Origin of the sequence: Cyanobium sp. A1C-AMD (assembly GCF_024346495.1) — a bacterium.
Classification (GTDB): Bacteria; Cyanobacteriota; Cyanobacteriia; order PCC-6307; family Cyanobiaceae; genus Cyanobium_A; species Cyanobium_A usitatum.
This window is the reverse complement of sequence record NZ_JAGQDB010000079.1, coordinates 1-10,257: the sequence shown is the minus strand read 5'-3', so window position 1 is coordinate 10,257 and position 10,257 is coordinate 1. Positions and strand designations below refer to the sequence as shown.

Here is a 10,257-nt window from a genome sequence, read left to right as displayed (position 1 = left end):
TTCGCAGCCACCATCCGCTCCTTGGCACGCCGGCCCGCCTGCAAGCGCTTCTTAAGCAATGGCGCGCTCAGACCAGCAGCCTGGGCCAACTCCGCCTGGCTTGGCTTGTTGCCCAGTCGCACCTCCAGCTCCAGCTCCAGCTCCTCTAAACCCACCAGCTCCTGCACCTGGCGACCCAGCGTGATCTCCTGCTCATGGGACAGCAGCGGCACTCGCCCGATGTCCCGAAGGTAGCTACGCACCAGGTCGCCGTCGGCCGCGGGCATGGAGCGGGCAGCCTTGTCGGGAGCAGCTGCGGTGGGTGCAGTAGCGATGGCGACGACCACGGCGTTGGGGCTTTGAAGATGTGTAAAGCCTAACCTGAAGAAGTGTTAACTCCTCTCAGAAACCCCAAAACTGCTACTGCGACTTAAGCCACTCCCAGCAGCGACCTAGCCAGGCGCGGCGCGTTGCAGCAGCCAAGAGGCGGTTTGCAGGTAGATAAACACCCCAGCGACGTCTGTAGCGGTGGCAATAAAAGGCGCGGACATCAAGGCCGGATCCAGGCCCAGACGGTCAAACAGCAGCGGCAGGGCCGCGCCGGCCGTTGCAGCGAGGGTGGTGATCGCCACCAGGCTCAGGCCGGCGGCCATAGCCACTAACCAGCTGCCTGCCACGTAGGCGGCCCACGGCACCACCGCCAGCACCATCAACAAGCCCAGCAGGGCGCCGGCCACAGATTCACGCCAGATCGCCCGCCAGGCGCCCATCGCCTGAATGCGCTGGGTGCTCAGGCCCCGAATCACCACAGTGGAGCTTTGGGCTCCCACATTGCCGCCGGTGCCGATCAGCAGCGGAATAAAGGCGGCGAGCACCACCACCTGCTTGAGCACCAACTCCTGGGAGGCGATCACCGCCGAGGTGCCGCTGTTGGCCACCAGCAGCACCAGCAGCCACACCACCCGGCGCCGCGCCACGGTGAACAGGTTGCTCTGGAAGTAGTCGTCTTCATCGCCAGCCTGCACGGCGCCGGCGGCGTAGAGGTCGCGGGTGGCCTCCTGCTCGATCACGTCGATGACGTCGTCCACGGTGACGATCCCCACCAACCGCTGCTCCCGGTCCACCACCGGCACGGCCAGGAAGTCGTAGCGCTGGATAGCGCGCGCCACCTCCTCCTGGTCGGTGTCGGTGCCAACGCTCACCACATCGCGGGTCATCAGATCGCCGATGCGGGCCTCGGGGTCGGCCGTAACCAGATCCCGCAGCGACAGGATGCCGGTGAGGTGGCGCGAGCCATCGGTGACATAAAGGGAATAAATGGTTTCTGTGTCGCGGGCGCGGCGGCGCACGATCGCCAGGGCCTGGGCGGCGCTGTGAAACTCCTTGAGGTCGACGAATTCGGTGGTCATCAGCCGGCCCGCCGTCTCCGCCTCGTAGCCGAGTAGTTGGGCCGTGACCCGCCGCTCCGCCGGGCTGAGTTCGGCCAGCAGGCGCCTCACCACCTTGGCGGGCAACTCATCAAAAAGCCGCACCCGATCGTCGGGTGACATTTCCTCCACCAGCTCCAGCACCTCGCCGGAGCGCAGCCGCTCCAGCAGGGTCTGCTGCACTGACGCATCGAGGTATTCGTAGACCTCAATTGCCTCGTCCTTGGGCAGAAGCCGAAAGGCCAGGGCCTGCAGGGTGCGCGGCAGGCTACCGATCGCTTCAGCTGCGTCCACCTCCTGCACGGGGCCGAGCAGCAACTTGGCGCCGTCGTAGTTACCTGCCTCAAGCAGGCTTTCCAGCTGTTGGGCGACCACCTCGGCCACCTGGATCCCGTTGGCTTCGCCCATAGGCCCCGCGACGCCGCAATGCTGAGTTTATGGGTCGCGGCTGCCTTCGGCCCGCTATGGTCCGGCCACCTGATGACAACCGCACCAATGGCTATCTCCGTGACCAATGTGGCCGTGCGCGATGCCAAAGGCGACGAGCGCAATTTGGGCGAATGGGCCGGCAAGGTGCTGCTGATCGTGAACGTGGCCAGCCGCTGCGGATTCACCCGCCAATACGCAGGCCTGCAGGCCCTCCAGGGGAGCTACGGCCCCCAGGGCCTGGCCGTGCTCGGCTTCCCCTGCAACGATTTCGGCGCCCAGGAGCCCGGCACGCTGCCAGAGATCCAGCAGTTCTGCTCCACCACCTACGGCGCCAACTTTGAGTTGCTCGACAAAGTGCAGATGGCCGAAGAGCCCTACGCCACCCTCATCCAGAGCGAGCCCGCTGGCCCCGTGGGCTGGAACTTCGAGAAGTTTCTGGTGGGCAAAGACGGCACCGTGTTGGGCCGCTACAAGAGCAATGTGGAGCCCGATTCAGCTGAATTAAAGGGCGCCATCGAAGCTGCCCTAGCCGCCTAACCGGCGGATCGTTGGTCTGTTGGCTCTCATTGAGTTTGTACATCTGTACAAACTCAATGAGATACCAATATCGAGTGTGCCCTCAAGCAACTCACTCAACCAGCAGCCAACCAGCCGCGGCGATCTGCGGCCTGCACTTGAAGCCAGCGCTGGCCGGAGCTGCCCCGCCAGCTGCGCAGCACTCGCATGGGCTCGCCGGGTCCCAGCTGCTGCAGGGCAGGGGCGCGCTGCTCCGGTGCTGCCCGCAACGCCACGGCCTGGGTGGATAGCAAGGGATCTCCGGCACAACGCCGGCGCACCTCAAGCGGCCTCCTATCAGCCCCTCCGGCAGGCAAGCCCACGGGGGTGATCAGGGCGAAACCAAGCAGGGCTGCCCAGCGCCAGGCTGCAGACGACTGCATCATGCGGATGTCCGCCATCAAATATCGAGCTGGGCTAGATCGAGGGTGGCGCTATGGGCCTCGATAAATTCCCGGCGCGGGGCCACTTTGTCGCCCATCAGGATTGTGAAGATGCGATCGGCTTCGAGGGCATCTTCAATCTCGACTCGCTTCATCATGCGAGTGGTGGGATCCATGGTGGTTTCCCATAGCTGCTTCGGCATCATTTCGCCCAAGCCCTTGAAACGCTGGATCGTGTAATTCGCTTTTTCGCCAAACGATGCGATCGTTGTCTTAAGGTCGTCTTCGTTGTAGCAGTAGGTATGGTTTTTGCCCCGCTCCACTTTATAGAGGGGCGGGCAAGCGATGTAGATGTAGCCACCCTCAACTAGGGCCCGCTGGTAGCGGAAGAAGAAGGTGAGAATCAGGGTGCGGATGTGGGCGCCGTCGACGTCGGCGTCGGTCATGATCACGATCCGGTGGTAGCGCAGATTTTTCTCATCAAACTCCTCGCCCTTGATCCCCAGACCTAATCCAGTGATCAGCGCCTGAATCTCGGTGTTTTTATAAATCTTGGCGTCGTCTGTTTTCTCGATATTGAGAATTTTGCCTCGCAATGGCAGGATCGCTTGGAAGCGACGGTCGCGCCCCTGCTTGGCCGAACCACCAGCTGAATCCCCCTCCACGATGTAGATCTCAGACTCGGCCGGGTCGCGGGAGGAGCAATCTGCCAACTTGCCAGGCAGGGTGGAGCTCTCGAGCACGCTCTTGCGTCGCACCAGCTCGCGGGCGCGGCGGGCAGCTTCGGCTGCATTGAAGGCCTGAATAGCCTTCTCGAGGATCAGATCGATCACCGAGGGATTGAATTCAAGATATTCGCTGAGGGCTTCACCCACCAGCGTGTCAACAATGCCGCGAACTTCCGTATTACCGAGCTTAGTTTTGGTCTGACCCTCAAATTCCGGGTCGGGCACCTTTACCGATAGCACCGCGGTGAGGCCCTCGCGGATGTTTTCGCCGGCCAGATTGGTATCGGCATCCTTGCGCTTCCCGCGCTTTTTGGCAAAGGTGTTGAGGGTGCGGGTAAGCACCGTTTTCAGGCCCTCGATATGGGTGCCACCATCGACAGTACGGATGTTGTTGGCAAAGCCAAGAATGCTGTCTGAGTAGGCATCCACGCACCACTGCAGTGCCGCTTCCACCTGTACGCCGTCCTTTTCGCGGTTGACGTAAATGATTTCGGGGTGGAGAGGATCCTTCTCCTTATTCATGTAGGCGACGTATTCCTTGATGCCGCCTTCGTAGAAATAGATCTCTTCGTGAGCTTCGCCAGCGGCATTGCGGGCCGCAGCACGGTCGTCACGGAAGACAATCCGCACCCCACCATTGAGGTAGGCCAACTCGCGTAAACGCGAGGAGAGAGTTTGGTAGTCGAACTCAATGCCGGTCGAGAAAATCTCGATATCGGGCTTGAAGCACACCGATGTTCCAGTGCGGCCCTTCTCACCAGCGGCTGATTGCAGGATGCCAATCGGGGCGCCGCGCTCAAAGCGCTGGGTGTGCACCTGGTCTTGGCGGTAAACCGTGACCTCCACCCACTCGGAGAGGGCATTGACCACCGACACACCAACGCCGTGCAGGCCGCCAGAAACCTTGTAGCCACCAGAACCAAACTTGCCGCCGGCGTGCAACACCGTGAGCACGGTTTCAAGGGCGCTCTTACCGGTGCGCGGGTGGATATCGGTGGGGATGCCGCGGCCGTTGTCGGTGACGGCGCAAGAGCCGTCGTCGTTGAGCACCGCCAGGATCTGGTCGCAGTGGCCGGCTAGGGCCTCATCCACTGCGTTGTCGACCACCTCGTACACCAAATGGTGCAGGCCTCGGGGCCCGGTGGAGCCGATGTACATGCCCGGCCGTTTACGAACCGGCTCTAGGCCCTCCAGAACCTGGATCTGCTCGGCGCCATAGGCGGCCTGAATTTTTGTAGAAGCTTGGCTTTCAGCGCTCATGCAGGAAGGTTTCCCCAGGAATTCGGCACAGGACGGCGAAATCCCGGGGCAAGTAAGGCGCAAACGAGCCCAAAAGCCCTATTGCAATAAGCAATTTACCACCGCCAACCCGGGCTGACACCCCCTGGCAAGGTGGACCCATGAGCCCCACTGAGTCCGCAGGCCAACCCCTCGTCATCGTCTTGCTGGGCCCCACGGCCAGCGGCAAAACAGACTTGGCAATCGCCCTGGCCCAGGCCCTGGATCTGGCGGTGCTGAACGTGGATTCGCGCCAGCTCTACCGGCAGATGGACGTGGGCACCGCCAAGCCCACGGCCGCTCAGCGGGGGCAGGCGCGCCACGAGCTGCTGGATCTGCGCGATCCCGACCAGCCGATCAACCTGCAGGAGTTTCGGGCCATCGCCGAGGCCCAGCTCAACGCCGAACTTGCCCGCAAGCCCCTGGCCCTGCTGGCTGGCGGCAGCGGCCTCTACCTACAGGCCCTCACCCAGGGGCTGGAGCCCCCAGCGGTGCCACCCCAACCCCAGCTGCGCGCCCAGCTGGCAGCCCTTGGCCAGCCCCTCTGCCACCAGCTGCTACGCCAGGGCGATCCAGCGGCCGCCGCCCGCATCGCCCCCGCCGATGCCGTGCGCACCCAAAGGGCCCTGGAGGTGCTTTATGCCACAGGGCGGCCCCTATCCAGCCAGCAGGGGGCCACGCCGCCGCCCTGGCGGGTGCTGGAGCTGGGCCTAAATCCCACCGACCTAACAGGCCGCATTGCCAGCCGCACCAAGGGCCTGTTTGCTGCGGGGCTGGTAGCTGAAACCGAAGCGCTGATCGAGCGCTACGGGGCTGGGCTGCCCCTGCTCAACACCATCGGCTATGCCGAGGCGAAGCAGCAGCTGGCCGGCGAGCTCAGCGAAACTGAAGCGATCGCCCTTTGCGAGCAGCGCACCCGCCAATTCGCCAAACGGCAACGCACCTGGTTTCGGCGGCGCCATGCGCCGATCTGGCTGGAAGAGCGCAGCACCGAGGAGCAGTTGGCCCAGGCGTTGCAAGTGGTCGAGCGCGGACTAGGGTGAAGCGTTAGCGATTTCGCGATCCTTCACACCCCTGAATGCCTCCACGTCCCCGTTTTGACCGCCGTGCTCCCGTGCGGGAGCTGCCCAACATCAACGACCGCATCAGCTACCCCAACCTGCGGGTGGTGGATGCCGATGGCAGTCAACTGGGGGTGATCACCCGCGAGGAGGCCCTTGAGGTTGCCAAGGACCGCGAGCTCGATCTGGTGTTGGTGAGCGAAAAGGCCGATCCGCCGGTGTGCCGGATCATGGACTACGGCAAATACAAGTTTGAACAGGAAAAGAAGGCCAAAGAAGCCAAGAAGAAGTCGCACCAGACGGAAGTAAAAGAAGTGAAGATGCGCTACAAGATCGACTCGCACGACTATCAGGTGCGAATCGGCCAGGCGCAGCGCTTCCTTAAAGACGGCGACAAGGTCAAGTGCACCGTGATCTTCCGCGGCCGCGAAATCCAGCACACCGCCCTGGCTGAAGTACTGCTCTACCGCATGGCCAAGGACCTCGAGGACAACGCCGAGATCCAGCAGCCCCCCAAGCGGGAAGGGCGCAACATGATCATGTTCCTGAGCCCCCGCAAGGCCGCCGCTCCCAAGGGCAACAGCAAGGTCGCTTCAAGTTCCGCTGCAGAACCCACGGGTTAAACCGCTTCTATAGCGATCGCCGACATATCGCTCAAGCGCTGAGCGGTTGAAGGGAAGGTCTGGGCTGCTGACATTGGCGGACTGACATTGGCGGGCGGGCATTGGGTTTTTGCGCGTGTGCAGGAAGTTGTACAGATGTACAACTTCCCGGAGGGCCGCCCTCTTGCACCAGGCCCAACCGGCACACGCCCGTATGCCAACAGGGGGATTGTCCCCAGGGCCAAGCCTCTTTATGGTGGCCACCAGCCCAATTGGCCCAACCCCGGCGTGCGATTCCACATCCAGCAGGAAAGCGACATCCCGGCGTCGACGCAGCTCTACAACCAGATCTGCTTCGCCATTGCGGCCCGCCACTACCCGCCGGGGCACCGATTGCCCAGCACCAGGCAGCTGGCGATGCAAACCGGCCTGCACCGCAACACGATCAGCAAGGTGTATCGCCAGCTGGAAACCGACGGCGTCGTTGAAGCGATGGCGGGATCGGGCATCTATGTGCGCGACCAGCAAAAGCCGCGGGAAATCAAGCCGCCGCCGGGCCCCAGGGGCCGTCCCCTGCCAGACATCGACCGTGAGGTGCGCCAGAGCGTCGATGGCCTGCTCAATGCCGGCTGCACCCTGCAGCAGAGCCGCGACTTATTCACCCGGGAGATCGACTGGCGTCTGCGCTGCGGCGCCCGGGTGCTAGTCAGCACCCCCCGCGAGGACATCGGCGCCTCGATGCTGATCGCCGAGGAGCTCATCCCCAGCCTGGAGGTGCCGGTGGAGGTGGTGCCGATGGAGGAGCTGGCGGCGGTGCTGACCGAATCCAACAACGGCACGGTGGTGACCAGCCGCTACTTCCTCCAGCCGGTGGAGGAGATTGCCAAGCAGCACGGCGTGCGGGCGGTGGCCGTTGATCTCAACGATTTTCGCCACGAGCTCGACCTACTCAAGGAGCTGCGCCAGGGCAGCTGCGTGGGCCTGGTGAGCATCAGCCCGGGGATCCTGCGGGCCGCCGAGGTGATCCTGCACAGCATGCGCGGCAACGAGCTGCTAGTGATGACCGCCAACCCTGACACAGGCAGCCGCCTGCTGGCCCTGCTGCGGGCCGCCAGCCACGTGCTCTGCGACCGCCCCAGCCTGCCTCTGGTGGAGCAGAGCCTGCGCCAAAACAGGGCCCAACTAATACGGATGCCGGTGGTGCACTGCGCCCAGAGCTACCTAGGCACCGCCACCATCGACGGACTGCGCAAAGAAATTGGCCTACTTGCTACCTGAAACCAATGGCTACATGAACCAAATGGCAGGCTGAATAAAGCGGATGAAGAGATTCGAACTCTCGACCCTCTCCTTGGCAAGGAGATGCTCTACCACTGAGCTACATCCGCAACTATCGGCTTCGCCGATTCCAAGATCATGCATGACGGGGGGCCCCTCGGTCAAACTGGCTCCATGCTCAAGGCACTGCAGGCCGACTTAGCGATCATCAAGCAACGAGATCCTGCGGCCCGAGGCACGCTGGAAATCCTGCTCTGCTACCCCGGCTTGCACGCCCTAACCCTGCACCGTCTCAGCCATTGGCTCTGGGGGCGGCGACTGCCGCCGTTGCCCCTGCTGGCACGGCTGCTGAGCCAGCTGGGGCGACTGGCTACCGGCGTTGAAATCCACCCCGGCGCCCGGATCGGCCATGGCGTGTTCATCGACCACGGCATGGGAGTGGTGATCGGTGAAACAGCCGTGATCAGTAACCGCTGCCTGCTGTATCAGGGCGTCACCCTGGGCGGCACCGGCAAGGCCCATGGCAAGCGCCACCCCACCCTGCTGGAGAACGTGGTGGTGGGCGCCGGCGCCAAGGTGCTGGGGGCGATCACCGTGGGTGCCAACACCCGCATCGGCGCCGGCTCGGTGCTGCTGCGCGATGTGGCGGCCGACAGCACGGTGGTGGGCATCCCGGGCCGGGTGATCCATCAGAGCGGGGTGAGGATCGACCCCCTTGCCCACTCAGCCCTGCCAGATACGGAAGCGAATGTGATCCGCAACCTGATGGAGCGCATCGACGTGTTGGAAATGGAGCTGGCCCGCACCCAGGGCTGCCTGCGGGAGCTGGCCGCCGGCCGCCCCCTGCTGGAGCCCTGCAATGGCGCCGCTCAAAACCTCAAAGATCGCGAGATCCTGGAGTTTTTGGGCGACAACCCTGGCACCACCAGCTGAGTACTGGTTTCACACGCGTGCCTTCACATGGCAGCTTTCACATCAGTGCGGGCAAAATCATCGCCTTTGAACAGCAGCGGCAGGTCCAGGACCATGGCTAGGCCGTAGCTGAAGCAATCACCCAGGTTGAGGCCAGCCCGGTGGCGGCCCTTGCCGAAGTGGCGCCAGCCGTGGAGGGCCCAGTGCACATGCAACGTGTCGAGCGGAAGCGACTTGATCTCCGCTCGGCCCAAGAGCAAGTCCAACTCAGGAGGCCCTGCCTCACCGAGCTGACTGATCACCAGGATCTGAGCTTCCAAGAGAGTGGCGGTGGAGATCCACTTCGGAGATGGCTGACTCAGGCAGCCAAGGAGTTCGGCAGCTTCGGGCTCCGCTTTGAGAATGGCTATCAGAGCAGAGGTATCGATCACCATCAGACCGGCAGACCGTCATCGTCGTAGAAGGCATCCTGCAGCTTCAGCGCAGATGGCCCTGGGCTTCTCTCTAGTTCGGCCGCAAGCGCACGACGCACGGCATCGGTCACGGTGGTGCCATGCCGCGCCGCCAGCTCACGGGCCATGGCATGTACCTCAGGGTCTTTGATGTTCATGCCCATGGATGCTCACTCCCCCACAAGGAGCCGGGCAGAAATCAACAATATTTCTACCTAGACCCCGATCTCGCCCAAAACGAAGATCACCTTCTTGTCGCCATGAACAACAAGCCAAGGCGCTAACTTGACGCCATGGACGACAAGCTGCCCGCAGACCTGCAAGCCCTGCTGCGCCAGAAACTGGTGGACAGCTGGCAGCAGCCGCTACCCCAGCTGACCCAGCGCGACACCTGGATCCCCAGGATCCCCGGCAAAACGCTGGCCGTGATCGGCATGCGCCGCAGCGGCAAAACCTCACTGCTATGGCAGGAGCTGGGCCGGCGTGTGGAGGCGGGCGAGGAGCGCAGCTGGCTGCCGATGCTGTCGCTGGAAGACGAGCGCCTGCTGGCCCACAACCCTGGTGCGGAGCTGCTCGACCAGCTTCTCGAGACTTATTTCCAGCTCCAGCCCCAGGCGCGGCAAGCGGGAGCGCGGCGGGGCTGCCTGTTTCTCGATGAGATCCAACGCATTCACGGCTGGGAGGGATTCGTGCGGCGGGTGATGGACAGCGAACCGATCGACGTGGTTGTGAGTGGCTCGTCGGCGGAGATGCTCTCCACCGAGATCGCCAGCAACCTCCGGGGGCGCGCCCTAGAGGCGGTGGTGTATCCGTTCAGCTTCCGCGAGAGCCTCCGCCACCGAAGCCTGGAGCCGCTGCAGCCGAGCACGCACTGGAGCAGCGCCCAGCGCTCGCAGCTCACTCACCAGCTGGAGCACTACCTGCGCTGCGGGGGTTTCCCGGAGGCTCAGGGACTGGAGGAGCGCAGCCGCCGGCTGCTGCTGGGCAGCTACGTGGACAGCACCGTGCTGCGGGATGTGATCGAGCGCCATGCCATCCGCCAGCCCCTGGCTCTGCAATGGCTGGTGCGGCAGCTGCTCGGCAACGGTGGCGGCAGCTTCAGCCTCAACCGCCTGCATGGGGCCCTGAAAAGCCAGGGTCTAGCGATCGGCCGCGAACACCTGGCCGAGCTGG

Annotated in this window: 12 protein-coding genes and 1 tRNA gene; 6 read left to right on the top strand and 7 right to left on the bottom strand. The window is 63.5% G+C overall.

Annotated elements, in window-relative coordinates:
- Both KBY74_RS11540 and mgtE read right to left on the bottom strand, forming a co-directional pair.
- The coding region (locus KBY74_RS11540) for a sigma-70 factor domain-containing protein (RefSeq protein WP_315859065.1) at positions 1-266 on the bottom strand (266 nt) is incomplete at its 3' end.
- 165 nt (positions 267-431) lie between these two features.
- Positions 432-1,814, bottom strand: coding sequence for a magnesium transporter (gene mgtE / locus KBY74_RS11535; RefSeq protein WP_106632449.1), 1,383 nt, complete (start codon positions 1,812-1,814; stop codon positions 432-434).
- An 87-nt stretch (positions 1,815-1,901) separates the two neighbouring features.
- On the opposite strand from mgtE, the gene KBY74_RS11530 reads away from it, so the two are divergent.
- Positions 1,902-2,372 carry a glutathione peroxidase gene (locus KBY74_RS11530; RefSeq protein WP_261360395.1) on the top strand — a complete coding sequence of 157 codons (471 nt, stop codon included), beginning with the start codon at positions 1,902-1,904 and terminating at the stop codon, positions 2,370-2,372.
- Positions 2,373-2,467: 95 nt separating this feature from the next.
- Here KBY74_RS11530 and KBY74_RS11525 read toward each other — a convergent pair whose 3' ends face one another.
- Both KBY74_RS11525 and gyrB read right to left on the bottom strand, forming a co-directional pair.
- Positions 2,468-2,791 (bottom strand): SH3 domain-containing protein, encoded by a 324-nt coding sequence (locus tag KBY74_RS11525; RefSeq protein ID WP_254942832.1) that lies wholly within the window; start codon positions 2,789-2,791, stop codon positions 2,468-2,470.
- Complete coding sequence (gene gyrB, locus KBY74_RS11520) at positions 2,791-4,761, bottom strand: DNA topoisomerase (ATP-hydrolyzing) subunit B (RefSeq protein ID WP_254935245.1); 1,971 nt, start codon at positions 4,759-4,761, stop codon at positions 2,791-2,793. Before gyrB ends, KBY74_RS11525 begins: the two co-directional genes overlap by 1 nt.
- 140 nt (positions 4,762-4,901) lie before the next feature.
- On the opposite strand from gyrB, the gene miaA reads away from it, so the two are divergent.
- The 3 genes from miaA to KBY74_RS11505 all read left to right on the top strand — a co-directional run bounded on the left by miaA (position 4,902) and on the right by KBY74_RS11505 (position 7,720).
- Positions 4,902-5,822, top strand: coding sequence for a tRNA (adenosine(37)-N6)-dimethylallyltransferase MiaA (miaA, locus tag KBY74_RS11515; RefSeq protein ID WP_254942831.1), 921 nt, complete (start codon positions 4,902-4,904; stop codon positions 5,820-5,822).
- A 35-nt stretch (positions 5,823-5,857) separates the two neighbouring features.
- On the top strand, positions 5,858-6,463 hold the full coding sequence (gene infC / locus KBY74_RS11510) for a translation initiation factor IF-3 (protein WP_254942830.1): 606 nt from the start codon (positions 5,858-5,860) through the stop codon (positions 6,461-6,463).
- A gap of 267 nt (positions 6,464-6,730) precedes the next feature.
- Positions 6,731-7,720, top strand: a complete 990-nt coding sequence (locus KBY74_RS11505) for a GntR family transcriptional regulator (protein ID WP_254942829.1) — start codon at positions 6,731-6,733, stop codon at positions 7,718-7,720.
- A 38-nt stretch (positions 7,721-7,758) separates the two neighbouring features.
- On the opposite strand, the gene KBY74_RS11500 is transcribed toward KBY74_RS11505, so the two are convergent.
- Positions 7,759-7,830 (bottom strand) — tRNA-Gly (locus tag KBY74_RS11500).
- A 64-nt stretch (positions 7,831-7,894) separates the two neighbouring features.
- On the opposite strand from KBY74_RS11500, the gene cysE reads away from it, so the two are divergent.
- Positions 7,895-8,653, top strand: a complete 759-nt coding sequence (gene cysE, locus KBY74_RS11495) for a serine O-acetyltransferase (RefSeq protein ID WP_106632454.1) — start codon at positions 7,895-7,897, stop codon at positions 8,651-8,653.
- Between the two features lie 23 nt (positions 8,654-8,676).
- On the opposite strand, the gene KBY74_RS11490 is transcribed toward cysE, so the two are convergent.
- Both KBY74_RS11490 and KBY74_RS11485 read right to left on the bottom strand, forming a co-directional pair.
- Positions 8,677-9,066 (bottom strand): type II toxin-antitoxin system VapC family toxin, encoded by a 390-nt coding sequence (locus KBY74_RS11490; protein WP_254942828.1) that lies wholly within the window; start codon positions 9,064-9,066, stop codon positions 8,677-8,679.
- Entirely contained in the window at positions 9,066-9,242 is a 177-nt protein-coding gene (locus KBY74_RS11485) for a type II toxin-antitoxin system VapB family antitoxin (protein WP_254942827.1), read from the bottom strand. The genes KBY74_RS11490 and KBY74_RS11485 overlap by 1 nt, the downstream gene beginning before the upstream one ends.
- Positions 9,243-9,377: 135 nt before the next feature.
- Here KBY74_RS11485 and KBY74_RS11480 point away from each other — a divergent pair.
- On the top strand, positions 9,378-10,257 hold an 880-nt coding region (locus KBY74_RS11480; RefSeq protein ID WP_254942826.1), incomplete at its 3' end, for an ATP-binding protein.